This window comes from Mycolicibacterium sp. XJ1819 (assembly GCF_053483675.1).
On record NZ_JBEFST010000010.1, the window covers coordinates 178,594 to 204,344 of the forward strand.

Sequence of the window (25,751 nt, forward strand, 5' to 3'; positions counted from 1 at the left end):
CGTGACCGCCGCTCGCACCGTCGCCCGTCCCGCGGAGAGAGCGCCGCGGCGGGCGTCGGTGCGTCCCGGTCCGCTGGTCTCGACGACCGTCGCGATCCTGGTGGCCGCGACGTGCATCCCGCTGGGTTATGTGGTGTGGGGTGCGGTGTCGGTGGGGTGGACGCGCGGCTACGAGCTGGTGGTCCGGCCCCGCGTGGGCGAACTACTGGTCAATACCGTGGCACTGGTCGTCGTCACGGTGCCGCTGTGCGTGCTCATCGGCGTCGGGGTGGCGTGGCTGGTGGAGCGCACCGACATCGCCGGACGGGCGCTGTGGCGGCCGTTGTTCGTTGCGCCGCTGGCCATCCCGGCCTTCGTGAACAGCTATGCGTGGGTGGGCGTGGTCCCGTCGTTGAACGGGCTGGGGGCGGGGGTGCTGATCACCACGCTGTCGTATTTCCCGTTCATGTACCTGCCCGTGGCGGCGACGCTGCGTCGGCTCGACCCCGCCGTCGAGGAGTCCGCACGCGCACTGGGATCGGACACGAAGGCGGTGTTCTGGCGGGTGGTGCTGCCGCAGTTGTGGCTGGCGATCCTGGGCGGCGCGCTGCTGATCGGGGTCCACCTGCTCGCCGAGTTCGGCGCGTTCGCGATGGTGCGCTTCGACACCTTCACCGTCGCGATCTTCCAGCAGTTCCAGGTCACCTTCGACGGCGCGGCGGGCAGCATGCTCGCCGGCGTGCTGGTGGTGCTCTGTTTGGTGCTGTTGACCGCCGAAGCCGGGGCACGCGGCACCGCCCGCTACGCCAGGATCGGTTCGGGCGCCCCACGCTCGACCGCCCCGATCCATCTGGGCCGCAGCGGGATTTCCGCATTGGCCTCGCTCGTCGTGTTGGCCGGGCTGTCGCTGGGAGTGCCGGTGTGGACGATCCTGCGCTGGCTGTGGATCGGCGGCGCAGAGGTGTGGGTGCTCGACGACATCGGCTCCTCGCTGAGCCAGACCATCGGGTTGGCCTCGGCGGCCGCGCTGCTCACCACGGTGCTGGCATTCCCGGTCGCGTGGGTGGCGGTGCGTTCCAGCGGCATACTGGCCCGCGCCGTCGAGGGCGCCAACTACGTCACCAGTTCGCTGCCCGGCATCGTCACCGCCCTGGCCCTGGTCACCGTCGCCGTACACGTCGTGCGTCCGCTGTACCAGAGCGTGCCGCTGATCGTGTTCGCCTACATCCTGCTGTTCATGCCGCGTGCGTTGGTCAACGTGCGCGCCGGACTCGCCCAGGTGCCGCCCAGCCTCGAGGAGGCCTCGCGGTCACTGGGCCGTTCACCGTCGGCTACCTTTCTGCGGGTGACGCTTCCGCTCACCGCGCCCGCCGCCGCCGCGGGCGCATCGCTGGTGTTCGTCGCGGTCGCCACCGAACTGACGGCCACTCTGCTGCTCGCCCCGACCGGTACCCGAACGCTGTCGATGCGGTTCTGGTCGCTGAGCAGCGAACTCGACTACGCCGCCGCCGCACCCTACGCACTCGTGTTGGTGGTGCTGGCCCTTCCCGTCACCGTGCTGCTGTTCCGCCAGACGACGAAGGTGGCCGCGCTGTGACCGCGCCCCTGCTCGACGTGCGCGGGCTGACGAAGTCCTTCGGCGACCACCTCGTGCTCGACGACGTCGACCTGCAGATGGCGCCGGGCAGCACCACCGCGGTCGTCGGCTCGTCGGGCTGCGGCAAGACCACGCTGTTGAGGCTGATCGCCGGCTTCGAGGCACCGGACGCGGGCACGATCGCGATCGCCGGCCGGCAGGTGGCCGGTCCGCAACGGTCCGTCGCGCCGCACCGGCGCAGCGTCGGGTACGTCGCGCAGGACGGAGCGCTGTTTCCGCACCTGACCGTCGAGCAGAACATCGCCTACGGCATCCGCGGCGCCGACCGCGCCCGCACCCGTGGGCGCGTGGCCGAACTTCTCGAAACCGTCTCACTCGACCAGAGTTTCGCGACGCGGCGGCCACACCAGCTCTCCGGAGGCCAACAGCAGCGCGTCGCGCTGGCCCGGGCGCTGGCACGCCAGCCGGTGCTGATGCTGCTCGACGAACCGTTCAGTTCGCTCGACACCGGTCTGCGGGCCTCCACCCGCAAGGCGGTCGCCACGTTGCTCGCCGAAACCGGGGTGACGACGCTGCTGGTGACCCACGATCAGGAAGAAGCGCTGTCGATCGCCGACCAGGTCGCGGTGATGCGCGACGGACGGTTCACTCAGGTCGGCCCCCCGCAACAGGTGTACCGCCAGCCCAACGACCGGTTCACCGCCGAGTTCCTCGGCGACTGCATCGCCGTACCGTGCGTGGTGGCCGCAGGCGTCGCCGAATGCCCGTTCGGCTCGGTCCCGGTGCGCGCCGACGACGGTCCCGGCACACTGCTGCTGCGCCCCGAACAGCTTGTGGCAACGGTGGTTTCGGACAGTGGCCAAACCAACGGCGTCGGCACGGTGTTGGCCACCGAATTCCTCGGCCACGACGTGTTGTTGACCATCGACACGCCCGGCGACATCGAGCCGGTGGTCGTGCGCCAGCACAGCCTGGACCCGCCGCCGCTGGATGCCAAGGTGCGCTTCGAGGTCGTCGGCACCGGTGTGGTGCTGCCGTGAGCGAACTGGTCGAGCATCTGCGCGGCCACGGTGACCGAGTGGCGGTCCTCACCGGCGCCACCACGCTGACCTACCGTGACCTGGCCGACCGCGTCGCCGTCGCCGCGCGCTCGCTGGGCCCCACGCGTCACCTGGTGCTGCTGGAGACCCGCAACGACCTCGACACCCTGGTGCACTACCTCGGCGCGCTGGCCGGTGATCATGTGGTGTTGCCGGTGCCCGCCGGCCGCGACCACCATGCGCTGGAGCAGACCTACGCACCCGATGTGGTCATCGACGCACACGGCGTGCACCGACGCCACCACCACCATGATCGGCGGCTACACCCCGAGTTGGCGCTGCTGCTGTCGACCTCGGGCACCACCGGCTCACCGAAATTGGTTCGGCTCTCACGCGCGAACCTGCTCGCCAACGCCGCGGCGATCGCCGAATACCTCGATATCACCGAAACTGACCGCGCCGCAACGACACTGCCGCTGTCGTACTGCTACGGACTGTCGGTGATCCACAGCCACCTGCTGGTCGGGGCCGGGCTGATCCTCACCGACCACTCCGTGGTCGACGGCGAGTTCTGGGAGCTGTTCCGCCGCCACCGCGGCACCTCGTTCGCGGGTGTGCCCTACACCTTCGACCTGCTCGAGCGCATCGGCTTCGACGACATGGACCTGCCCCACCTGCGCTATGTCACCCAGGCCGGCGGCCGGATGCCGCCCGAGCGGGTGCGCCGGTTCGCCGAAACCGGCCGCCGCCGGGGCTTCGAGCTGTTCGTCATGTACGGGGCCACCGAGGCGACCGCCCGAATGGCCTACCTGCCACCCGAACTCGCGCTGTCGCGGCCCAACGCGATCGGTCGGCCGATTCCCGGCGGGTCCTTCTCGATCGAGCCCCTCGACGGGTGGGCCGATGACGTCGGCGAACTGGTCTACCGCGGCCCCAATGTGATGATGGGTTACGCCCACACCCACGCCGACCTGGCCATGGGCAAGACCGTGGAGACCCTGCGCACCGGCGACATCGCCCGGCGCGCACCGGACGGCCTGTTCGAGGTGGTCGGCCGCAGCAGCCGGTTCGCCAAGATGTACGGGCTACGCATCGACCTGCACCGCGTCGAGACCGCGTTGCGTGATCGCGGGGTGGTGGCGTTCTGCGTCGGCGACGACGAACAGCTGCTTGTCGCCGCGACCGGCGGGCACCGGGCAGGCGACGTGCAGGACGCGGCGGCGACGGCGGCGGGTATCCCGGTCGGTGCGGTGCGCGCGGTCATCGTCGACGAGTTGCCGTTGTTGCCGTCGGGCAAGCCCGACTATCAGACGGTGCGCCGGCTGGCGGGCACCGACGAGCGTCCGGCGCCCGACGGTGTGCGTGAGTTGTTCGCCGAGGTGTTGCAGATCGACGGGCGCGCCATCGACCCCGAAGCCAGCTTTGTCGACCTCGGTGGCAATTCGCTGTCGTACGTCGCGATGTCGGTGCGGTTGGAGCGCGCGCTCGGCAGGCTGCCGACCGATTGGCCGCGCATACCGCTGAGCCGACTGCAGGCCATGGCCAGGCCCGGCCGCCGCGGTTGGCTGGCCACCATGGAGACCTCCGTCGCACTACGTGCGGTGGCGATCGTGCTCATCGTCGGGTCCCACGCCGGGCTGTTCGAATTGTGGGGCGGGGCCCATCTGCTACTGGGCGTCGCCGGATACAACTTCGGCCGGTTCTGCCTGACGCCGCTGCCGCGCACCGACCGGATACGGCACCTGCGCAACACGATCGCGTGGATCGCGGTGCCGTCGGTGCTGTGGATCGCAATCGCGTTGGTGCTCACCGACGACTACACGTGGACAAACCTGTTGCTGGCCAACAAGTTCCTGGGTCCACACGACAGCATGACGGCGGGCCGGCTGTGGTTCGTCGAGGTGCTGGTGTGGACGCTGGTCGCGTTGGCACTGGTGTTCTGGCTGCCGGTGATGGACCGACTCGAACGGCGGGCGCCGTTCGGGGTCGCGGTGGCGTTCCTGGTCGTCGGCCTGGCGCTGCGCTACGACATCGCCGGCCTGGGTCTGGGCCGCGACGCGTGGTTCACCATGCTCGCGTTCTGGTTCTTCGCGATCGGGTGGGCAGCCGCCAAGGCGTCGACGACGCTGCAGCGCGCCGCGGTCACCGTCGCGTTGATCGTCGCCGTGCACGGGTATTTCGGCAACACGGTACGTGAGGTGATGGTGATCGGCGGGCTGGTGCTGCTGATCTGGTTGCCCGCGCTCCGCTGCCCGTCGGCGCTGACTGCGATCGCGGGCGTGATCGCCGAGGCGTCGCTGTACACCTACCTGGTGCACTACCAGGTGTATGCGCTGTTCGACGGCCAACCCGCGATCGGTGTCGTGGCCTCGCTCGCCGCCGGTGTCCTGCTCACCTACCTGATCCGCCGAAACGGACACTTGGGCGGGAAAGTGCGAGAGAGATACGCCAAAAGGTCGATCTCGACGCGGGTCAGCGAGGCACCCGCTCGGCGATGAGGCCTTCCTGCGCCAGCGTGGCGGCGACGGCCCCGTCGGCGCGGACCAGGCAGCCCGTCACCACCCCACGCCCGCGCGCCGCCGCAGGCGAGGTGGACTCCAGCAGATTCCACTGATCGGCACGCACGGGCCGGTGAAACCACAGTGACGAGTCGGTGGTGCCGCTGCGGTGGGTGCGGGCCTTCATCGAGTGACCGTGCACCACAACCGTGGGATCGATCATGTACACATCGGTGACATAGGCGGCCAGCAACGTGTGCACCAGCGGCTCGTCGGGCAGCGGAACCGTTGCGCGCCAACACATCCGCCGCACTAGCTGCGCACCGGAGCCCTCGTCGTCGATGCGGATGTCGAGTTCGTCCAGTGGCATCGACGGCGCCGGGCCCGCCGGGCCGGTCTGCGGCAACGAGTCCGGGTCGGCCGTCCATGGACGGTGGCCGTGCTCGGGGCCGGGTAGCGCAACAGCGAACGACACGGTGCACGTCGTCAACAGCCGACCGTCCTGGTGGGCATCGACACGTCGGGCCGACGCGGTGCGCCCGTCGAACACCTTCGACACCGTGTACTCGACGGGATCGCCGGCCTGCCCGCCGCGCAGGAACTGCAGATGCATGTTGGTCGGTGCTCGCTCGGCATCGACGGTTCGGCAGGCCGCCGCGAGGCTCTGCGCCACCAACTGCCCGCCGTAGGCCCGTTTGCCCTCGGGACCGCTGGCCGGCCCGATCCACGAGCCCTCGGCAGCGCCGGGGCGCACGTCGAGCAGCGCGAGCAGTCGGCTCATCCCACCACGCCCGTCTCGGCGAGCTTGTCGATCTCACCGGAATCCATGTTCAGCCACTCGGCCAGCACGGTCGCGGTGTGGTCGCCGAGCGCGGGCGCGGCCACCGCGGGCGGATAGCTCCCCCCGATCGACATCGGCAGACCCGGCGCGAGATGGCGGCCGATGCGCGGCTGGTCGAGTTCGGAGAACATCGGGTTGGCGGTGACCCGGTCGCCTCGGGCCGTCTCGGCGAAGGTGCGGTACCGCTCCCACAGCACCGAACTGCCCGACAGTGCACGGGTGATCTCCTCGGCGGTGTGTTGCGAGAACCATTCGTTGAACAGTCCGGACAGCGCGTCGCGGTGCCGATACCGCTCACCCTCGTCGGTGAAATCTGCGCCCAACGACTCTGCGAGCGCAGCAACGGCTTTCGCGGTTCCAGTCAGTTCGGCCAGGTCGCGGAAGTGCCGCGGCGTCAGCGCCACCACCATGAACGAGACGCCGTCGCTGCTGGTGAAATCCTGGCCGTACTGGCCGTACACCGCGTTACCGATGCGCTCGCGGGTGGTGCCGTTGACCATCGACTCGGTGAGGAAGCCCAGATTGCCCGCGGTGGCGAGCGCGACGTTCTCCAGTGGTATACCGACGTGCTGGCCCTGCCCGGTGGCGTCGCGGTGGCGCAACGCGGTGACGACGGCGAGCGCGGTGTAGACACCGCACGCGACGTCCCACGCCGGCAGCACGTGGTTGACCGGTCCGCCCAGTTCGGCCGGGCCGGTCACCAGCGGGAAACCGACCGCGGCATTGACGGTGTAGTCGACGCCGGTACCGCCGTCGGCGCGGCCGGACACCTCGGCCTGGATCAGGTCGGGCCGAAGCGCCGTGAGTGTCTCGTAAGAATGCCATTGCCGCCCAACGACGTTGGTGATCAGCACGCCGCAGTCGGCGATCAAACGCTGCACCAGTGTCTGCCCCTCGCTCGATCGCATGTCGGCGGCCACCGACTTCTTGCCCTTGTTCAGCCCCGCCCAGTAGATGCTCGCACCGTCGGCGGTGACCGGCCAGCGACCGTAGTCGGCCGCGCCGCCGACGGGGTCGACGCGGACCACCTCGGCGCCGAGCTGCGCAAGCGTCATCCCCGCCAGCGGCACCGCGACGAAACTGGAGATCTCGACAATGCGCACCCCGGCCAGCGGCCGTGACGGGTCCCGTGAAGCGGTCATCGGCTCAAGCTATCAAGCACCGCGCCCGGCGAGTTCGAGCGCCGCCGCTTCGACCGTGTCCTCGGAGAGCAGCACGTGCAGCGCCGCGTCACCCAGCGGGATGAAGCTGTCGTCGCCGGCCACCCGTCGCACCTGCCCGGCAAAGCCGTTGTCCACCAGCGCGGCGAGCACCCCTTCGCCCACTCCCCCGGTGCGGCGCGTCTCGTCGACGATCAGCACCCGTCCGGTCTCGTGCGACTCGGCCAGCATGTCGTCGACCGGTAGCGGCGCCAGCCAGCGCAGGTCGACCACCCGGGCATCGATGCCGACCGGCTGGAGTCGGCGCGCCACCCGCAGACTCATCCGCACCCCGTTGCCGAACGTGAGGATGGTCAGGTCGGTGCCCTCGCCGTACGTGCGGGCGCGGCCCACCGCTGCCCCCGCCGCCGGGTACGGTGCGAGCCAGCCGTCGTCGCCGTCGTCGAACAGGTCCCGAAGGTGATAGAGCGCGATGGGTTCGAGGAACAGGCACACCGCGCCGGCGTCCCTGGCCGCCGCCGCGCAGGTGTGCAGCATCGCGGCCGCGTCGTCGGGGCGGGCAGGCGATGCGATCACCACACCGGGGATGTCGCGCATCGCCGCGATCGAATTGTCGTTGTGGAAGTGTCCGCCGAAACCTCGCTGGTAGCCGTAGCAAGCCACCCGTACCACCATCGGATTGCGGTACTGCCGGTTCGAAAAGAACTGCAGCGTCGCCGCTTCCCCGCGGATCTGGTCGGCGGCGTTGTGGAAATACGCCAGGTACTGGATCTCCGGGATCGGCAGCAGTCCCGAGATGCCCGTCCCCAGCGCCAGCCCGAGGATCGACTGCTCGTCGAGCAGCGTGTCGAACACCCGCGCCGAACTGGACGCCGACAGCAAGCCGCGGGTGACGCCGTACACCCCGCCTTTGCGTGCGACGTCCTGTCCGAACACCATCGCCTCCGGGTACCGGTCCAGGATGTCGTGCAGCGCGCGATTGATCGCCAGCGCCACCGTCATCGGCGCTTCGGAATCGCCGGCCTTGACCCAGCCGGCAAGCGACGCGGGCACGGCGTGGCGCACATCCTCGCCCACCGCCAGCAGCGGTTGCATCACCTCCTGCGCGCTGCCCAGACGCCGGTGTCCGCTGAGCTTTTCGGTCAGTGCGGTGACCGCAGCACGCTTGTCCTCATAGCGGTCGAGCACCTCGGCAGGCGTCAGAACTCCCTGGACGACAAGATATTTGGCGGTACCCAACAGCGGGTCGCGGTCGAGATCGGCGGTGATCTCGGCGGGGCTACGGTAGGCCGGCTCGTAGTCGGAACCGGCGTGACCCATCAACCGCACCATGCGCAGGTGCAGGAAGGCGGGCCGACGCCGGCTGCGCGCGTGGGCGACCGCGGCCGTGGCCGCCTCGAACGTCGCCGCGACATCTGACCCGTCGGCGGCGAAATAGGCCAGCCCGTCCCGGTTCGCATACGTCTGTTCGATCCACCCGCGCGGGGTTCGGACGCTGATCCCAATGCCGTTGTCCTCGCAGACCCACAGCAGCGGCATCGGAACACCCTGATAGGCCGCGTGCAAGGCGGCGTTGATCGCTCCCACCGCGGTGGAGTGGTTCACCGACGCGTCGCCGAAACTGCACACCGCCACCGCGTCGTCGGCCCATGCGCATGGGACGCCGAGTTTTGCCGCCCGCGCGATGGAGAACGCAACGCCGAGCGCGCGCGGCAGATGCGACGCGATGGTCGAGGTCTGCGGGATGATGTGGAGGTCGTGACGGCCGAAGACCTTGTGCCTGCCGCCGGCGATGGGTTCCTCGGCGGCGGCCAGCAACCCGAGCAGCATGTCGCGCAGTGGATCGCCGCCGCCCACCTGCGCCGCGCGGGCCAGAAAGAACGCACCCGAACGGTAGTGCAGCAGAGCGGGATCGGTGGGCCGCAGTGCCGCGGCCACCGCCGCGTTGCCCTCGTGCCCCGACGATCCGATGGTGTAGTAGCCGCTGCCCTGCGCACGCAACCACCTCGCCGCGAGGTCGACGTGGCGACTGCCGAGTTGAGAATCGAACAACGCCAACAGTTCCCGGTCGGTCAACGCCGCATCGGCGGATCGACGTGACGGGGTGTGCGCGCCCATCGCGGAGCACGCGGCGGTGAAGTGGTCGTCGACGGGTTCGGCCATCGCCCTCAGCCCTGGCGAGTCACACCAACTCGATCGCTTCGGCGATCGACGGCAGTACCCGGCTGGGCCGGAACGGGTACCGCTCGATTTCGTCGGCGCTGGTGGACCCGGTCAGCACCAGGATGGTCTCCAGCCCGGCCTCGATACCGGCGACGACGTCGGTGTCCATCCGGTCACCGACCATCACGGTGACCTCCGAATGCGCCTCGATCCGGTTCATCGCGCTGCGGAACATCATCGGGTTGGGCTTGCCGACGAAATACGGCTCGCGTCCGGTGGCCTTGGTGATCATCGCGGCCACCGAACCGGTGGCCGGCAGCGGCCCTTCCCTGGACGGTCCGGTGACATCGGGGTTGGTGGCGATGAACCGGGCGCCGCCAAGGATCAGCCGGATGGCCCGGGTGATCGCGGTGAACGAGTAGGTCCTGGTCTCGCCGAGCACGACGAAGTCGGGTTCGATGTCGGTGAGCGTGTAGCCCACCGCGTGCAGTGCGGTGGTCAGGCCGGCCTCGCCGATGACGTAGGCCGACCCGCCGGGCAGCTGATCGGACAGGAACGTCGCGGTGGCCAGCGCCGAGGTCCAGATCGACTCCTCGGGCACGCTGAGCCCGGACCGCAGCAACCGTGCGGACAGATCCCGCGGCGTGAAGATCGAGTTGTTGGTCAACACCAGAAACGGCCGCTGCCGGTCGGTCAGCCGTTGAAGAAACTCCGCAGCCCCGGGAAGTGCGTGTTCCTCGCGGACCAGCACGCCGTCCATATCGGTCAGCCAACACTGCGGTGGTGAGCGCACGGGCTCAGTCTGTCAGGTCCGCATACCGGACGCAGACGCAACGGGCCCGACACCCCCGAGTTCGGCGATTCCCAAATGTCAGCCCATCGGCAGGTCGGGCATCGCCACGTCACAGCGATCGCGGAAGTCGGCCGCCGCCTGCCGAACAGCCCGGAGTTCGTCGCGGACCTGCGGATGCGCGTCCATGTACGACTTGATCTCTGACGTCATCTGATCCCGCGGCTTGCCCTTCAGACCGGTGAAGAAGGCGTTGACCTCGGGGTGGGTGAACAGATAGGACGACGTCCCCGCGGACACTCCGGCCATCACGCCGGCAAGATCGGCCGCCGTGCAGTTCGGCGGATCGGCGGCCGCTGTTGCCGCTGCGCCGAAAAGCATCGCGCCGGCGATCACGCCTGCGCCAAAGATACTGCGAGAGAACACTGGAAGCTCCTTGTTCGGATGGACGGAAATGGGCGGAACAGCTCAGCGCGGCCCGATGCCGCCGGGGCGGCCTGGGCGCCCGATGTCGACGGGGGGACGTGGAGGATTGGGGTTGAGCACGATGTCGAGGCCCCAGTCGTCGCTGCAGTACCAGGGATCCGCGCAGTAGCCGGGATAGACCGGCCCCGCGACTGGAGCGCTCGGCCCACCGCCGCGCACCGTGCCCTGTGCACAAACGGTCGCGGCTCCGGCGCCCGTGCAGTCGGCCGACGCCGAGGGCGCCACAGAAACACCCACAGGCGTCATCATCGCCACCAGCCCGAGAATCAGATAACGCTGTGTCGGTTTCACGGCCGCCCCCTCGCTCGATGCCGCTGCACGGCCTGGCGTGCACCTACCCGCGATGCCCGGAATCCCGGTATGGGTTGAGAGTAATTCCATCGATCGAGCGGCGTCGGCGATTAATGCATTCCTATGGGCCGCCGTTCCGCGAAATTGATTCTGCGCAGACCGATAATTCTTGCGCTCACAACAAACGAAAGGCTGTCAGCGGCGCGTGAATTGCGGAAGCGTTCACCGGCCCCGGGGCCGAAACCCCGAGGCCGCGTGAAATTCGGGTTAACCCCCGGGGCCGTTGGGCCACTTCAGCAGCGATCCGGCGTCGACGCGGATGTGCTGCCCGGTGATGTAGCGGCTCTCGTCGCTGGCCAGAAAGACCCCGAGGTTCGCGATGTCCTCGGGTTCGACGTACGGAATCGGCATCGCCTGGAAGATGGTGAACACCGGTTCGGCGTCCTCCCGCGTGGGCTGCTTGCCCTCGCCGGCCAGATCCGGGCGGAAGATGCTGTACATGCCGTCGTTCTGCAGCAGATGGGTGTTGCAGTTGGTCGGATGGATCGCGTTGACCCGGATCATTCGCGGCGCCAGGTGCAGACACATCTCGTCGACGTACTCCAGCAGGACACGCTTGCTCCACGCATAGCCGGCGCCGCCCGGTCCCATGGTCGGGTTCTCGGTGGTGCCGCGCATCATTCCGGCCGTCGATCCGGTGATGATCACCGAAGAGCCGTCGGCGAGGTGCGGGATGACCACCGCCACGGTGTTCATCACACCGACCAGGTCGACGTCGGAGGCGTCGACGAAATGCAACGGGTCGGGTTTGCCCATCGCCATCGGCAGGATGCCCGCGTTGGCCACGACGATGTCGATCTTGCCCAGATCCGCCAGCCCGGCCTCGACGGCCTCACGCAACTCGTGGCGCTCGCGGACGTCGGCGATGCGTGCCACCACCCGCCTGCCGAGTTCCTTGACCTGACGCTCGGTCTCCGACAGGTCGTCCGGAGTCGCCAGCGGATACGGGTTCGATTCGATCTGCCGACAGATGTCGATCGCGATGATGTCGGCGCCTTCCTTGGCCATCGCGATCGCATGGGCACGGCCCTGCCCTCGCGCCGCTCCAGTGATGAAAGCGACCTTGCCGTCCAGCCTTCCGGCCATGCCGTTCCTCCTTATATCTCTGGCGAGCAGACGCAGACTGTCACAGTTCGTCGGCGTGTCGCGCCATTCTGCGTCTGCTCGCGTCTATGGGGTCAGTGGGGTGAACCTGATGTGCAGTTCGCCGAGGCCGCGCATGATGAACGTCGGTTCGTAGGTGTAGCGACGGTCGCCGGCCGGGCCGTGATGCTCCTCGGAGATGCGGATGTCACCCATCCGGTCGAGGATCCTGTTCAGCGAGATCCGGCCCTCCGCCCGGGCCAACGGCGCCCCGGGGCACGAGTGCACACCCCTGATGAAGGCGATCTGTTCGCGCACGTTGGGGCGGTCGGGACGGAAGGTGTGGGGGTCGGAAAACTTGCGCTCGTCACGGTTGCACGCGCCGGGAAGCAGCATCACCGTCGTGCCCGCGGGAACCTTCACCTCGCCGACGGTAGTCGTCGTGCGGGCCAGCCGGAAGTGGGCCTTGACCGGGCTCTCGATCCGAAGCGTCTCCTCGAGGAAGGCCGGGATACCGCTGCGGTCCGCACGCAACGCGGCCTGCAGGTGCGGTTGCTCGCCGATGATGCGGACCGCCGAGCTGACGAGCTTGGTGGTGGTCTCGGTGCCCGCGGCGAACAGGAACGTCGACAGGTTCATCACGTCCTCGATCTCGGGGGTGGAGCCGTCCTCGTATTTGGCCTGCGCCAGTTCGGTCAGCACGTCCTCGCGCGGCGCGCGCCTGCGGTCCTCGATGTAGGCGTGGAACCTCTCGTTGAGCCATTGCAGCGGATTGTGCGACGTAGGCGCCTCCTTACCGAGTTCTCCGACGGTCTCGAGCGCGAACGCGGCCTTGAACTCGTCGTGGTCTACGGCGGGCACACCGAGCAGGTCGGCGATGACCAGCAGCGAGAACGGTTTCGCGTAGTCCTCGAGGAACTCGGCGCTGCCGCGGTCGATGAAGGTGTCGAGCTGACGGTCGGCCAGCCGCCACATGAAGTCCTCGTTCTCCTTGAGACGCTTCGGGGTGATGAGCTTGTTCAGCAATCCGCGGGTGCGGGTGTGTAGCGGCGGGTCCTGGGTGGTGATGTGTTCGGCCATCGGCACCTGGTCACGGTGCGCCTCGATCAGCTCCGTGACGTCGTCGTGGCCGCCGGGCCCGAAGGGCAGCCCCGAGAACGGTCCGGCCACCGCGATACACGACGAGAACGCGGGGTCCTTGTAGACCTCAAGTGCCTCTTCGTATCCGGTGACGGCCAACACGTTCAGCGGTGTGGCCGGTGTGACAGGGCATTTCGACCGCAGGTGGTCGAAGTACGGATAGGGATCGGGCACAAGGCTTTCGTCGGTGAAGAAGTCCACCGTTTCGAAATCGGTCACATCACGCTCCTGGTTGATTCGGTCACATAGGCGTTACGCAGGCCGTCGACGGCCATGATCTGGTCAAGGTGCTCGGCGATGCCCTCTGCGGTCAGCGGTGTCTTGGAGATCCCTTCGGTGCGGATGACGGCCAGCCGCGAGACCCCGCCCATGCCGGTCAGCAACACCTCGCCGGTGAGCGGACATGACTCGTGAGCGAGGAAAGCCGCAGCCGGAGCGCACAATTCGGGCGGCATGCTGGCGTTGATCTCGTCCATGACGTCGGAGGACAAGCCGAAGAGTTCCGCCAACTGCCCGCCTTGGGACGCCGACATACGGGTGTAGGCGCGCGGAGCCAGCGCGTTGACGCGGATGGCGTGCGCAAGACCTTCGGTGGCCAGGTTGCGGGTCAGACCGAACACGGCTCCCTTCGCCGAGCCGTAACTGGTCAGTTCGGGGATGCCGCCGAGCATGGCTTCGGACACGGTGTTGACGATGCGGCCGTATCCCGCGTTGACGAGGTGAGGCCACGCCGCGCGCGAGACGCAAAGCGTTCCGTAGAAGTGAACGTCGAGCATGCGGCGAAACCGCTCGACCGACAACGTGTCGAACAACCCGGGATCGTGAATGCCGGCGTTGTTGATGACCGCGTCGATGCGGCCATATGCATCGAGGGCGGTATCGACGACGGATCGGGCGCCCTGCTCGTCGGCGACCGAGGCATAGCACGCCACGGCATGCCCTCCCGCGCTGACGATTTCGTCGACGACGGCATCGGCAGGCGCGGATGAGGCGCCGTCCCCGCCGATGTCCACGCCGCAGTCGGCCACCACCACCCGGGCGCCCTTGGCCGCCAGCAGCAGCGCGTGGGCGCGGCCGATGCCCCGGCCGGCACCGGTGACCACCGCCACCCTGTCGTCGAAACGCAGTTCGTCCATCAGCGCGCCACGTCGAACACGACCGGCACCGACGTCGGCGACCGGAACACCTGCCCGCGGATGTACGTATCGGCGACCGGATCCATTCGCAGGTTCGGCAACCGGTCGAGCAGCAGGTTCAGCGCCACCCGCATCTCCATGCGCGCCAGATGCATGCCCAGGCACACGTGCACGCCGTGGCCCCACCCGATGTTGGACTTGGCCTCGCGGAAGATGTCGAACTGGGCGGGATCCACGTAGCGTTCCTGCTGCCGGTTGGCCGCGCCGAGCACCGGCATCACCGACGAGCCTGCGGGGATCTGCACTCCGCCGAGTTCGGTGTCGCGGGTGGCCACCCGGGTGATCATGATCAGCGGCGGCTCCCACCGCACCGCCTCCTCGATCGCCTGTGGGATCAGCGACCGGTCGGTGCGCATCGCGTCGAGTTGCTCGGGATGGGTCAGCAGACCGAACAGCAGGTTACCCAGTGCGCGATAAGTCGTTTCGACGCCGGCGGGCAGCAGCAGGCGAAGAAACGAGAAGATCTCCTCGTCCGAGAGTTTCTCCCCGTCGATCTCGGCGTCCGCCAGCCCGCTGATCAGATCGTCGCGAGGTTCGGCACGGCGAGCGTCGAGGATCGGGCGGAAGTAGTCGGCCAGCGCCTGCGAGGCTTCGCGACCACGTTCGGGGTTGACGGTGAACGACAGCAGCGAGATCGACCACCTCTGGAATTGGGCGTAATCCTCCTGCGGCAGCCCGAGCAGCCCGGCGATGACCAATGTCGGGTACGGGAAGGTGAACTCCTTGGTCAGCTCGGCACTGCCCCGGTCGGCGAAGCGGTCGATCAGCGCGTCGCCGACCTTGTTCACCAGCGTGTCTTCCCAGCGGGCCAACGCCTTCTGCGAGAACGCCTTTGCCACCAGGGCACGGTGACGGCCGTGCTCGGGTTCGTCCATGCCGAGTATCACATGTTTACCGAAGACGTCTCCGAACGCCTGGATGATGATCTCCGACGAAAAGGTCTCGTTGTCCCTCAGCAGTTGCTGTGCCTCGTCGTAGCGGTACACCATGATGACGGGCTTGCCCTCTTCGCCGGGAATGCCGGGGATCTCGATCTTCTGGACGGGCTCCTCGCGGGCTAGCCGGGCGAGTTCGGTGTGGGGATCGCGCACGTCCCCCGACACGAAGTCGTCGAACTCCCCGAAGTCCTCGAGGTCGTCGAAAAGCTGCACGGGCGTACTCCTTACGCGGGGAAGGCGACGGACTTGACCTCGGTGTACTGGTCGAAGCCTGCGGTGCCGTTCTGGCGTCCGACGCCGCTGGCCTTGTACCCGCCGAACGGCGTGTCGGCGCCGTACCCGGCCGCGCCGTTGATGCCGATGAAGCCGGCACGCAGACGCCTGGCGACGGCCAGCGCATGGTCGAGCGTCCCGGCCATCACGTTGCCGGCGAGTCCGTACTCGGAGTCGTTGGCGATGCGCACGGCGTCATCCTCGTCCTCGTAGGGGATGACCGCGAGCACCGGACCGAAGATCTCTTCCTGCGCGATGGTCATCGAGTTGTCGACATCGACGAAAAGCGTTGGCTTGACAAAGAATCCCTTGTTCAGCCCGTCGGGTTGTTCGGGTCCGCCGACAAGCATCCGCGCGCCCTCGTCGATGCCCTTCTCGATGTACCCGCGGATGCGGGCCCGCTGTTTGTCGGAGATCACCGGACCGCACACAGTGGCGGGGTCCTGCGGATCACCCGGTGCGACACCCTCGTAGATTCCCTTGAGAATCTCGACACCCTCGTCGTAGCGCGACCGCGGCAGCAGCAGCCGGGTGGGGTTGGCGCACCCCTGGCCGGCGTGCATACACGGGGCGATACCCATCATGCACCCGAGGGCGAAGTCGGCGTCCTCCAGCACGATCGTCGCGGACTTGCCGCCGAGTTCCAGGAACAGCCGCTTCATCGTCGCCGCACCCTTTTCCATGATGCGCCTGCCGACCGCGGTGGACCCGGTGAACGAGATCAGGTCGACCTTCGGCGACAGCGTGAGCTCTTCACCGACGAAATGGTCGGACGCGGTGACGACGTTGACCACGCCGGGCGGGATGTCGGTATTCTCGGCGATCAGCCTGCCCAGCCGGGTCGCGTTGTACGGGGTGTTGGGCGCCGGTTTGAGCACGACGGTGCAGCCCGTTCCTAGCGCCTGCCCGATCTTCTGGATCGTCACCTCGAAGGGAAAATTCCACGGCACGATCGCACCGACCACCCCGGCAGGCTCCCGCCACACCCTGCGTGTGGTGTTCATCCCGGTGACCGACACGAACGCGTCGCCGAGCGCAGTCTCCCAAGGGTATTCGTCGATCAGCTTGGCCGGGTATCTCAGCGCGTCGGCCAGCGGGGCGTCCAGTTGCGGTCCGTGGGTGATGGCGCGGGGGCACCCGACCTCCAGGATCAGTTCTTCGCGCAGTTCCTCCTGTTCGGATTCCAACGCCTCCTGCAGTTGCAGCAGACAGCGTTGCCGGAAGGCGTGGTTGGTGGACCAGTCGGTCTCGTCGAACGCCCGCCTGGCCGCGTCGATAGCGCGGTGCATGTCCGCCTTCGACGCGTCGGCGACCTCGCCGAGCACCTCTTCGGTGGCCGGGTTGATGTTGGTGAAGGTGCCGGACTCGCCGTCGACGAGCTTGCCGTCGACCATCATCTTCTGTTCGAATCGAACCTCAGGCATCGTTGTCGCCTTTCTTTTGTGCCAGACCGCCGAATCGCGGTAAGCCAAGCGTCAGCCGGATCATCTGATGCAGCCACGCCGAAGGCAGCAGCCGGTTGGCGATCATCAGTATCCGGGCAGACGGCCCGGCCGACTGTCTGACGAAGGGTGCCGAACTGTCGAGTGCTTTGGCCAGGGTCACCGCGAACTTGTCCGGTGAGCGCGCGGCTTTTTTCACCGCGGCGCGCCCGCGCTTGTCCATGGTGCTGTGGTGACGGGCGTAGGGGCCCTGCAGATCCCGGCAGTCCGTGGTGCCCGCGTCGGTGATGATCTCGGTGTCGTACACCCCCGTCACCAGGATCGTCACCCCGATCCCGAAGGGCGCCACCTCGCCGGCCATCGCCTCGCCCCACCGCTCCAACGCGCCCTTCGCCGCCGAATACGGTGCCGTCGCGGGCATCCCCCACACGGCCTGCTGGCTCGAGACCAACACGATCCGACCTCGCCTCGCCTCGCGCATGGCCGGCAGCAGCGCCGCGGTCAATGCGACGGGGCCGAACACGGTCGTCGCGAACATCCGCTCCCACAGGTTGCCCGGTGTCTCCTCGACCATCCCCGCCGCGGAGATGCCGGCGTTGTGCACCACTGCGTACGGCGCACCGACTGCTTCCTCGATCGCCTTGGCGGCCGAGGTGATCGAGGCGGAGTCCGTCAGATCGAGAGCGACGCCGAGCAGGCGCGGATCCTCGGGCGCTGCGCCGGTGGCCTCGCGCAGCCGCTCCAGGCCGGCATCGACGGAGCGCATGGCGGCCACCACCGTCCACCCCTGCCGGTAGAGGTGGGTCGCGGAGGCCAAGCCGAGGCCCCGAGAGGCGCCGGTGATGACGACGGCGCGCGGCTCACCCATCCTGGTTCGCTGGCGCGTTCTGCGGCGCGCACCTGTCACTGACTTCGCCGAGCTGAACGTCTGGTCTGCCGTTGGGCTGACCGCTCATCCAGGTCGACATGATGCCCAACGAGTACGGGCCCTCCTGCCCGTTCTTTTCGTAGAAGCCCTGCGGGTCATAGACTTTCGTCTCCGGATACGGCCACGGGCACGCCACCGACGTGGAGATCTTGGTCGCCTTGACGATCGCGAACAGGCCGCCGTAGCAGAAGTAGGCGACGTTGATGATCACGAACATCACGATGAACATGCCCAGCTTCGGCCGGTTGACGAAGATGCGGGCCCGCTGCGCGAGCTTCTCGGCGACCGTGCGGCCGGTGTCGTCGCGGTAGAGCAGCACCCCGGCCGGGATCATCACGAATGTCACGGCGACCACTTCCCAGATCAGCGGGAACTGGTGCGGTTCACCGGTGAAGATCGACCCCCACGCCGGCACCTGCGAGTAGATGTACATGCCCGTGCGCACCAGGGTGATCTCCAGCGCCGCGTCCAGGATCACCCCGATGGGGAAGATGATCGCGGCCAGGCTGATCAGTGGGTGACGCCAGACGAATGAGTCGACGGGCCTGCGCGCCTGCAGCTTCCGCAGAATCCAGATCGCCGGGAAGTACGGCCCGAGATAGAACATGACGTAGCCCAGGACCACGAACGGCTCGACCGTCGGCGACAATGACACCAGCGGCCAGTCCTCGGGCAGGTGCCACAGTTGCGGGTTGTAGACCGCGAACGGCGACCAGTTCATGATCGGGTCCTGCCACACGATCAACGTGGTGACGATCGCCATCAGCAGCGTCGGGTTGTGTGGATTGCGCCGGTAGTTCAGGACCCACAGCACGATGATGACGGCCATCGTGATGACGGTGAAGACTTCCAGGATCGTCAGCCAGTTGGTGAAGCCGAACAACGGCTCGACCGGTCGCGGGGTGCCCTCGACCTCGGGATTGGCCACCCGCGGTGACCCAATTCCCTTGCGCGCGTTGGCAGCGAAGAACACACCGACGGCCACGAAAGCCAAGGCGCCCAATGCGGGGCCCCACCAAGGGGGTCGCGCGGGACCGCTGGCAGGTGGAGAGCTCTCGACTTCGGTTTTCTCTGTGGTCACTTCCTACTCCTCACCGAAGCGGTCGACGAGATGCGAGTTGATTCCGTCGGGGTCCAAATGGCGCGCGACCAGATAGCCGGCGCCCATCCAGGCCCGGCGGGTCCAGTTGCCGAACGACACCCGGGTGCCGGGTGCACCCGCGGCGGCGGGCATCATCTTCACCCTCTCCAGGGCCTCCTTGATGCCCCGTGGGCTCAGCGGGTGGGCGTCGATGCACGCGCGCAGCAGCGCGTTGGCGACGTCGTGGTTCACCACGGGGACGCAGTACTCCGGACGGCGGCCGAACTTCTGCTGGTATTTGTCCAGAAACCGTTGCCCGACGGCATTGCCCTCGTCGTACTGGTCGACGCCGGTCCAGCCCAGAAACGCGTTCCACATGATGGGGTTGATCCAGGCGTTCTGGAACGCGGTGCTGGTGAATCGCGGTGGATCCCAGTCGAGCGCTTCCAGTGCCGGGTTGACGAACACGATGCCGAAGCCGAAACCGCAGTGCACGATGGCCTGCGCCTTGGCGTCGTGGAGCGTGCGGACCGCCTCGCTGACGTCCTGCGCGGTCTGTGCGATCGTTGCCTCGGCGACGATGCGAATGCCCCTGCGGCGACACGCATTGCGGAAGTTCTGCAGATAGGTCTCGCCGATCAGCGACCGTTCGATGAGCACGCCCACCTCGCTGTGGCCGCCTTTGGCCAGCAGGTCACTCCAGAAGATCGGCTCGTCCGTCAGCGATCCCTGCGGGAAGGAAAACGTCCACTCCCCCAGCCATTCGTCGCTGCCCGTGACCGACAGCGCGGGTACTCGGAACCTCTCCTCGATGGCCTCGCGGGTCGGCACGCAGTTGTCGCTGATGTGCGGCCCGAACACCGCGAGACAGCCTTCGTCGACGAGCTCGCCGTAGGCGTCGATCACCGCCTTCACCGAACCCTTCGGCAACCCCTCGACTTCTCGGTAGATGACCTGGATGGGGCGGTCGATCAGCCCTTCGGCCACCGCTTCGGCGAAGATCAGCTCGAAGGGATTGGACAGATCCTCCTTCATCTCCTGCGGATAGAGGTCCGGCAACTTGAAGTCCATCAGGTATCCGAACTTGATCGGCTCCGCGGTGCTCTCGTATGACATGCCACCTCCGTGCGCGGGCGCAGCGGCCTCGCTCGAAACCTAATATTTGTTCAGACCCTAGCGAGGCGGTCCCTCACCGTCAATCACCGGCCGCGTCGTCGTCCAGGTAGGCGTCGATCATCTCGATCAGTCCGCGCGTCACCGCCGAGTCGTCGGTCAGCGGACCGGCGATCGCCGCACGCGCCGCACTGCGTGGGCCGAGCCCTTCGGCGATCAGCCGTCCCGCGGCGATCAGCACCCGCGTCGACGCCACCTCCCGCAGCCCCCCTGTCTCCAGCCGGCGGATCGCCTGGCCGAGCCGGACGAGTTCGGCCGCCCGCTCGTGGTCGATCCCGGCCTCGTTGGCGACGATCTTCTCTTCGACATCCGGGGTGGGAAACCCGAATTCGATGGCGACCATGCGCTGGCGAGTCGAGTCCTTGAGGTCTTTGAGCACGCTCTGATAGCCGGGGTTGTACGAGACGACCAGGCAGAAGCCCGGCTCCGCGTCCAGCGTGATACCGAGCCTCTCGATCGGCAGTTGCCGCCGGTGGTCGGCCAGCGGATGCAGCACGACCGTGGTGTCCTGGCGGGCTTCGACGACCTCGTCGAGATAGCAGATCGCGCCCTCGCGCACCGCCCGGGTCAACGGTCCGTCGACCCATTCGGTCTCCCCGCCCCGCAGCAGGAACCGCCCCACCAGGTCCGCGGTCGTCAGGTCGTCGTGGCAGGAGACGGTCACCAGCGGCCGGTCCAGATCGTGCGCCATCGCCTCGACGAAACGGGTCTTGCCGCAGCCCGTCGGACCCTTCAACACGACCGACAAGCCCTGGCGGTAGGCCGCTTTGAACACGTCCTCTTCGTTACCGACGGGCACGTAGTACGGTCGCGGCGGCTTAACCGGCATCGTTTCCCCTTCTGGTTCCTCGGCAGCCTAGCTCGGAACAGATGTTTGGTTCAAGACTTGCTGTCATGACACTCGACGGCGGAGGTCGGCGGTGCGCAACGCGGCGCGGAACAGAGGCCCGATGACGTCGCCCAACCGCGCCGGTTTGGGTATCGAGGCGTGTGCCGCGCTGCCGAACACCTTGCGCAGCTCGCCGGTGTCGGTGGCCGCCCCGATGGTCAGGCACAGGCAGCCGATGCCTTGGCGGCGCGCCTCGGCGAGTGCGCGACGAGCGTCGGCGGCCCCATACGCCCGTTCGTAGTCGTGGTCGTAGGCCAGTCCGTCGGACACCACGAGCAGCAGCCGGCGCGAGGTGCCCGCCTTCTCGGCAATCACCGACGTGCCGTGCCGGATCGCTGCCCCCAACCGGGAGTAGGCGCCAGGGGTCAGTGCGGCCAGTCGCCGCATTACCAGCGTGTCCAACGAATCGTCGAAACGCTTCAGCGGTAGCAGATTCACCGCGGCCCGCCCCTGAGACTGGTAGGCGTACAAGGCCACCCGGTCACCGAGTTCATGCAACGCGATGGTCAACGCGGCGGCGGCGGTGCGTTGCTGCTCGTGCACATTGCCCTCCACCGTCCCGGCTTCTCCGGCCGACCCGGAAACGTCGAGCAGCACGAGCACGGCCAGATCGCGACGGCGGGGCAGGCTGTCCAGGTACACGGCCTCGTCCGGCGCGGACCCGGCGAGCAGCTCGACGCGGGCCTCCACGGCGGCGTCGATATCGAGGTCGTCGCCCTGGGTCTGACGGTGAGCGCGGTCCAGTCCGATGCCAAGGCGGGTCAGCGGTCGGCGCAGCGAATGCACATCCGGGCGCGCCAACGGCTTCTCATTGTTGAGCGGCGGCTCGATCTCGTGCACGGTGCACCAATCGGGCCGGTATCGCCTCCGGTGCACGTCCCACTCCGGGTACTTTCTGCCCTCGCCCTTGGTGTCGTCGGCGAACTCCGTGCCGGACAGCCCGGAAGCCACCGACGTCACCGCGCCCGCCGCGCGACTTCCCTTGCGCGTCTTGTGAGTCGGTGTATCCGCGCCGGGCGTTCCACCGCCGTTGAGCTGGCGGATCCGGTTCATCATCCGCGCCAGCAGCTGGCCGACGAACCCCCCGCCTCCGACCGGGCTGGAGAACGGGTCCGCCAGCTCCTCCTCGGCTGCGGCGTCCTCGTCGAGTTCCTCCAGTTCCTTGCGCGACTCCCGCCGTGGTGCGTGGGCGCTCTGGGCATCGGCGCGAGCGGCGGCCGCACGGGCGCTCAACAGGTGTCGCGCCTTGATGACACCGAAGCTCTTCGGCGGGTCTGCCGCGGAGTTTCGCCGGGCGGCCAGGGTCAGCGATTCGGTGGGTGATTTCGGTTGCGCCACAAGGTCACAGTCGACGAGGACGCGAGTGTGCGTGGGCAGAAGGTCGTCGTTAGCCGTCAGTGCGCGCTGGCCCTCGATCGACAGGTAGCGCCTGGCCAGCGCGGGTCGGCGCAGCAATTGGCGAACCAAATCGGGCTCCAGGCTGCCACCGGCCAGCAGCGAGGCCTGCACCGTCAACGCTTCGAGTTGATCGCGTGCGTCGGCGCAGGTGTCGAGATAGATCGAGGTGCCATCGGTCCATGCCGGTTCGCCGGGCGCCGTCGGCCGGACCGCGACCGTGCGCCCAGCCAGCGCGGATGCGAGCAGCGCCAGCGGATGCGGCCCGTCACCGTCGTCGGCTGTGGTCGAACCGTGCACGTCACCTGCCTCGTTGACCAAATATCTGTTCCACCGTAGAGTCCGGCACCACCGGTCGTCAATCGGCGGAGGGCACCGAACGATTCCTCGCGAGCAGACGCTAATTCCGCGCTACCACGGCGTGTCGCGCACACTTTGCGTCTGCTCGCGGGATTAGTCCCAGACCACGTGGAGGTGGGGCGGGGAGCGGAAGTACATGCCGGTCACATACGGCCGCGGCGCATCAGGATCCAACCGCAGACCGGGCAGCTTGTCGAAGAGCGCGTTGAAGATCGTCATGCTCTCCAGCCGTGCCAGGTGCATACCAAGGCAAACGTGGGCGCCATGACCGAAGCCGATGTGCGGCTTGCGTTCCCGAAAGATGTCGAAATCCTCCGGACGCTCCCACCGGCTCTCGTCGTGGTTGGCAGCGCCGAGGTTGACCGACACCGTCGAGCCTTCCGGGATGTGATGCCCGTAGAACTCGACGTCGCAGGTGGTCTCGCGCATGAAGTTCAGCAGCGGAGTCTCCCAGCGGATGCCCTCCTCGATCGCCTGCGGGAGAAGATCTCGGTCGGCGATTACCGCGGCGCCTTGCTCGGGATGCGTCAACAAGCCGAAAGCCAGGCTCGCCGTGGACCGCGAGGTGGTCTCGGCGCCTGCAGGCAACAGGTTGCGCATGAAGCCGTAGATCTGCTCGTCGGACATCCGTACGCCGTCGATCTCGGCCTGGGCCAGCACGCTGACCATGTCGTCGCGGGGTTCGCGGCGACGCTCTGCGAGGATTCCGACGAAGTACTCCTTGAGCTGAGCCGACGCTCGCAGCGCGGTGTCCATGTCGGAGTGGAAGCCGAGCAGATCGATTGCGAGTCGGTGAAATTCGGCGATATCGGTCTCCGGCAGGCCGAGCAACGCGGCAATGATGCGCACCGGGATGGGCATGAACACCTGTTCCACCAGGTCGGCGCGCTTGGCCTCACGTATCCGGTCGACCGTACGAGCCACGAGCGGGCCCACCAGTTCGGATTCCCACCGCCGCATCGACGAGCGGGCGAACGCGAACTCGTGCAGCCGCCGGTACACCTGATGTTCCGGTTCCTGCATCTCCAGAATCGTCGGCCCCTGCAGTGGGCGGACGATCGCCTCGTAACAGCGCGTGCTGAACGTCGTGTTGTCGGTGAAGACGGCCTTCACCGCATCGAACGAGTACGCCGTGAAGATCTGTTGCCCCTCGGCAGGATTCTCCACGATGCCCATCTCGGGCCAGCCAGGGTGCACCGGCGCTTTGGCCCGTAGCTCTTTGAGCATCGGATACGGTGACGCGTCTCCGTCGGCGCCCATTCCCGCGTCGAAGCGGGCCTGCGCCTCCTTGACGCCCTCGGAGAGTTGTTCGGTCATCGCGACTCCTCACCGAACACGTTCATCGGCCATGCATTCTCCCGTACGTTGTTGAACCACAAGCAAACCTAACTTTTGTTCAGACCCTAGCCAGATTCAACCCCGGCCGTCAACGGCCTGAGCAGGCACGCCGTGTACCGGAGCCGCCACCGATTCGATTGACCAAATATCTGTTCCACATTATCGTCGCAGCTGATGGACATCGACCCGCACCCCGTCTACCGGCGCATTCGGCGCGCCGGAGAACGGAGACCGAGCACGTGCTTCTGGTAGCGTTAACCAAACGTTGGGTCGGGCAGTTGGGAAAGCCGAGTCGGGAGTCAGGAGCAGTGGAGGTGTCGTGGGGCGTCCCCGGGTGACGCCGAAACATGTCGGCCACGCGTACGACGACGGCACGCGACGCACCGAAATTCTGCAGACTGCTGCGTTGCTCATCGCCACCTCGGGTCTGCGCACGTCGCTGCAGGAGATCGCCGACGCCGCGGGAATCCTTCCCGGCAGCCTCTATCACCATTTCGAATCCAAGGAAGCCATCCTCGTCGAGCTGCTGCGGCGCTATCACGACGATCTCGACCGCATTGCCGAGCAGGCCCAGGACCAGTTGGACGACCCGTCGTCGCTGTCGGCTTTCGACCGCATCGTGGATCTCGGCTCGGCGATCGCGCAGTGCGCCGTCACCCATCGCGCGGCGCTGCAGATGACGTTCTACGAGGCGCCGACGTCCAACCCCGAGTTGGCCGCCCTCGCCCAGCGCCGCCCGACGGCGATCCTCGAGGCGATGGCGCAGACCCTGCGCGCCGCCCGGTGGAGCGGCTACCTGCGGTCCGACCTCGACCTGACCATCCTCGCGGACCGCATCGTGCAGACCATGCTGCAGGTGGGCCTCGACGTCATCCGGCACACCGCCGGGGCCGACAAGGTCGCCACGTTACTGTGCCGAATCCTGCTCGGCGGGCTGGCCAGCGTGCCGCCCACCGACGACGAACTCGACCGATCCGCGGCCTTCATCGCCGCCGACGAAGTCGTGCGGTCGTGGGCCGACGACAGCGCGGACGCCCGCGACGACAAGGCCGCCCACGTACGCGCCGTCGCGCGAGCCGAGTTCGGCCGCAAGGGTTACGAGGTCACCACCATCCGCGACATCGCGTCGGCGGTCGGCCTCGGCACCGGAACGGTGTACCGGTTGATCGGCTCGAAAGAAGAGCTGCTGGCGTCGATCATGCAGTCGTTCAGCGAGAAGATCGCCGGCGTGGGCTGGACCAACGTGCTGCGCTCGGATGCCTCACCCATCGAAAAGCTCGACGCGCTCAGCTGGATCCACACCAACGCGCTCTACCGATTCGGCGACGAGTTCCGGATACAGCTGGCCTGGATGCGACAGTCGCCGCCCGACACCCCGAATATCGCCTGGCTGTTCACCAAACGTGTTCGGCAGATGAAATCGCTCCTCGCCGAGGGTATTCGGACCGGCGATATCAAGATCGACAGTCCGTCGAACGAGATGCTGGCACGCTGTGTCATCGGCGTGGCATGGATACCGGAGAACATCCTTCACGACATCGGGACCCGCGCCTCGCTGATTCACGTGCGTGACACCATGTTGCGCGGCGTGGCCAACCGCACCGACTAGC

Annotated in this window: 21 protein-coding genes; 4 read left to right on the top strand and 17 right to left on the bottom strand. The window is 67.5% G+C overall.

Annotated features, from left to right (window positions below; translation table 11 throughout):
• Window position 1 precedes the first annotated feature (1 nt).
• Genes ABQE89_RS13200 through ABQE89_RS13210 form a run of 3 tightly spaced genes read left to right on the top strand, consistent with a single transcriptional unit; the run spans window position 2 to window position 5,114 of the window.
• Window positions 2-1,576: an ABC transporter permease gene (locus ABQE89_RS13200; protein ID WP_448417142.1), complete on the top strand. Its 1,575-nt coding sequence runs from the start codon at window positions 2-4 to the stop codon at window positions 1,574-1,576.
• Complete coding sequence (locus ABQE89_RS13205) at window positions 1,573-2,616, top strand: ABC transporter ATP-binding protein (RefSeq protein WP_448417144.1); 1,044 nt, start codon at window positions 1,573-1,575, stop codon at window positions 2,614-2,616. The genes ABQE89_RS13200 and ABQE89_RS13205 overlap by 4 nt, the downstream gene beginning before the upstream one ends.
• Window positions 2,613-5,114: an AMP-binding protein gene (locus ABQE89_RS13210; protein WP_448417146.1), complete on the top strand. Its 2,502-nt coding sequence runs from the start codon at window positions 2,613-2,615 to the stop codon at window positions 5,112-5,114. The genes ABQE89_RS13205 and ABQE89_RS13210 overlap by 4 nt, the downstream gene beginning before the upstream one ends.
• Here ABQE89_RS13210 and ABQE89_RS13215 read toward each other — a convergent pair.
• The 17 genes from ABQE89_RS13215 to ABQE89_RS13295 form a co-directional block, all read right to left on the bottom strand.
• Complete coding sequence (locus tag ABQE89_RS13215) at window positions 5,089-5,895, bottom strand: acyl-CoA thioesterase (RefSeq protein WP_448417148.1); 807 nt, start codon at window positions 5,893-5,895, stop codon at window positions 5,089-5,091. The two genes, ABQE89_RS13210 and ABQE89_RS13215, sit on opposite strands and share 26 nt — an antisense overlap.
• On the bottom strand, window positions 5,892-7,097 hold the full coding sequence (locus tag ABQE89_RS13220; RefSeq protein WP_448417150.1) for a CoA transferase: 1,206 nt from the start codon (window positions 7,095-7,097) through the stop codon (window positions 5,892-5,894). Before ABQE89_RS13220 ends, ABQE89_RS13215 begins: the two co-directional genes overlap by 4 nt.
• A 12-nt stretch (window positions 7,098-7,109) precedes the next feature.
• Window positions 7,110-9,278 carry a thiamine pyrophosphate-dependent enzyme gene (locus tag ABQE89_RS13225; protein WP_448417152.1) on the bottom strand — a complete coding sequence of 723 codons (2,169 nt, stop codon included), beginning with the start codon at window positions 9,276-9,278 and terminating at the stop codon, window positions 7,110-7,112.
• A 19-nt stretch (window positions 9,279-9,297) separates the two neighbouring features.
• Window positions 9,298-10,071: an HAD-IIA family hydrolase gene (locus ABQE89_RS13230; protein WP_448417154.1), complete on the bottom strand. Its 774-nt coding sequence runs from the start codon at window positions 10,069-10,071 to the stop codon at window positions 9,298-9,300.
• A 78-nt stretch (window positions 10,072-10,149) separates the two neighbouring features.
• Window positions 10,150-10,494, bottom strand: coding sequence for a heme-binding protein (locus ABQE89_RS13235; protein WP_448417156.1), 345 nt, complete (start codon window positions 10,492-10,494; stop codon window positions 10,150-10,152).
• A gap of 42 nt (window positions 10,495-10,536) precedes the next feature.
• Window positions 10,537-10,803 carry a hypothetical protein gene (locus ABQE89_RS13240; RefSeq protein ID WP_448417208.1) on the bottom strand — a complete coding sequence of 89 codons (267 nt, stop codon included), beginning with the start codon at window positions 10,801-10,803 and terminating at the stop codon, window positions 10,537-10,539.
• A gap of 309 nt (window positions 10,804-11,112) precedes the next feature.
• Window positions 11,113-11,991, bottom strand: a complete 879-nt coding sequence (locus tag ABQE89_RS13245; RefSeq protein WP_448417158.1) for a mycofactocin-coupled SDR family oxidoreductase — start codon at window positions 11,989-11,991, stop codon at window positions 11,113-11,115.
• A gap of 84 nt (window positions 11,992-12,075) precedes the next feature.
• Complete coding sequence (locus ABQE89_RS13250) at window positions 12,076-13,347, bottom strand: cytochrome P450 (RefSeq protein ID WP_448417160.1); 1,272 nt, start codon at window positions 13,345-13,347, stop codon at window positions 12,076-12,078.
• Window positions 13,344-14,264: an SDR family NAD(P)-dependent oxidoreductase gene (locus ABQE89_RS13255; RefSeq protein WP_448417162.1), complete on the bottom strand. Its 921-nt coding sequence runs from the start codon at window positions 14,262-14,264 to the stop codon at window positions 13,344-13,346. The genes ABQE89_RS13250 and ABQE89_RS13255 overlap by 4 nt, the downstream gene beginning before the upstream one ends.
• Window positions 14,264-15,475, bottom strand: coding sequence for a cytochrome P450 (locus ABQE89_RS13260; RefSeq protein WP_448417164.1), 1,212 nt, complete (start codon window positions 15,473-15,475; stop codon window positions 14,264-14,266). Before ABQE89_RS13260 ends, ABQE89_RS13255 begins: the two co-directional genes overlap by 1 nt.
• Window positions 15,476-15,486: 11 nt before the next feature.
• Window positions 15,487-16,932, bottom strand: a complete 1,446-nt coding sequence (locus ABQE89_RS13265) for an aldehyde dehydrogenase family protein (protein ID WP_448417210.1) — start codon at window positions 16,930-16,932, stop codon at window positions 15,487-15,489.
• Between the two features lie 19 nt (window positions 16,933-16,951).
• Entirely contained in the window at window positions 16,952-17,845 is an 894-nt protein-coding gene (locus ABQE89_RS13270; RefSeq protein ID WP_448417166.1) for an SDR family oxidoreductase, read from the bottom strand.
• Window positions 17,838-18,986, bottom strand: a complete 1,149-nt coding sequence (locus ABQE89_RS13275; protein WP_448417168.1) for a spirocyclase AveC family protein — start codon at window positions 18,984-18,986, stop codon at window positions 17,838-17,840. Before ABQE89_RS13275 ends, ABQE89_RS13270 begins: the two co-directional genes overlap by 8 nt.
• A gap of 3 nt (window positions 18,987-18,989) precedes the next feature.
• A complete protein-coding gene (locus ABQE89_RS13280; protein ID WP_448417170.1) occupies window positions 18,990-20,102 on the bottom strand; it encodes an ABC transporter substrate-binding protein in 1,113 nt (370 codons plus the stop codon).
• 79 nt (window positions 20,103-20,181) lie between these two features.
• A complete protein-coding gene (locus tag ABQE89_RS13285; protein ID WP_448417172.1) occupies window positions 20,182-20,988 on the bottom strand; it encodes a CbbQ/NirQ/NorQ/GpvN family protein in 807 nt (268 codons plus the stop codon).
• Window positions 20,989-21,051: 63 nt separating this feature from the next.
• Window positions 21,052-22,743 carry a nitric oxide reductase activation protein NorD gene (locus ABQE89_RS13290; RefSeq protein ID WP_448417174.1) on the bottom strand — a complete coding sequence of 564 codons (1,692 nt, stop codon included), beginning with the start codon at window positions 22,741-22,743 and terminating at the stop codon, window positions 21,052-21,054.
• 153 nt (window positions 22,744-22,896) lie between these two features.
• A complete protein-coding gene (locus tag ABQE89_RS13295; RefSeq protein ID WP_448417176.1) occupies window positions 22,897-24,120 on the bottom strand; it encodes a cytochrome P450 in 1,224 nt (407 codons plus the stop codon).
• Between the two features lie 340 nt (window positions 24,121-24,460).
• Between ABQE89_RS13295 and ABQE89_RS13300 the strand changes: the two genes are divergently transcribed.
• Window positions 24,461-25,750 carry a TetR/AcrR family transcriptional regulator gene (locus tag ABQE89_RS13300; RefSeq protein ID WP_448417178.1) on the top strand — a complete coding sequence of 430 codons (1,290 nt, stop codon included), beginning with the start codon at window positions 24,461-24,463 and terminating at the stop codon, window positions 25,748-25,750.
• Window position 25,751: the final 1 nt, after the last annotated feature.

Excerpts from the sequence above, each read along its gene's own strand:
- ABQE89_RS13215 (WP_448417148.1), bottom strand. The coding sequence starts at position 5,895 with ATGAGCCGACTGCTCGCGCTGCTCGACGTGCGCCCCGGCGCTGCCGAG.
- ABQE89_RS13220 (WP_448417150.1), bottom strand. The coding sequence starts at position 7,097 with ATGACCGCTTCACGGGACCCGTCACGGCCGCTGGCCGGGGTGCGCATT.
- ABQE89_RS13225 (WP_448417152.1), bottom strand. The coding sequence starts at position 9,278 with ATGGCCGAACCCGTCGACGACCACTTCACCGCCGCGTGCTCCGCGATG.
- ABQE89_RS13240 (WP_448417208.1), bottom strand. The coding sequence starts at position 10,803 with ATGATGACGCCTGTGGGTGTTTCTGTGGCGCCCTCGGCGTCGGCCGAC.
- ABQE89_RS13245 (WP_448417158.1), bottom strand. The coding sequence starts at position 11,991 with ATGGCCGGAAGGCTGGACGGCAAGGTCGCTTTCATCACTGGAGCGGCG.
- ABQE89_RS13255 (WP_448417162.1), bottom strand. The coding sequence starts at position 14,264 with ATGGACGAACTGCGTTTCGACGACAGGGTGGCGGTGGTCACCGGTGCC.
- ABQE89_RS13265 (WP_448417210.1), bottom strand. The coding sequence starts at position 16,932 with ATGATGGTCGACGGCAAGCTCGTCGACGGCGAGTCCGGCACCTTCACC.
- ABQE89_RS13270 (WP_448417166.1), bottom strand. The coding sequence starts at position 17,845 with ATGGGTGAGCCGCGCGCCGTCGTCATCACCGGCGCCTCTCGGGGCCTC.
- ABQE89_RS13280 (WP_448417170.1), bottom strand. The coding sequence starts at position 20,102 with ATGTCATACGAGAGCACCGCGGAGCCGATCAAGTTCGGATACCTGATG.
- ABQE89_RS13285 (WP_448417172.1), bottom strand. The coding sequence starts at position 20,988 with ATGCCGGTTAAGCCGCCGCGACCGTACTACGTGCCCGTCGGTAACGAA.
- ABQE89_RS13295 (WP_448417176.1), bottom strand. The coding sequence starts at position 24,120 with ATGACCGAACAACTCTCCGAGGGCGTCAAGGAGGCGCAGGCCCGCTTC.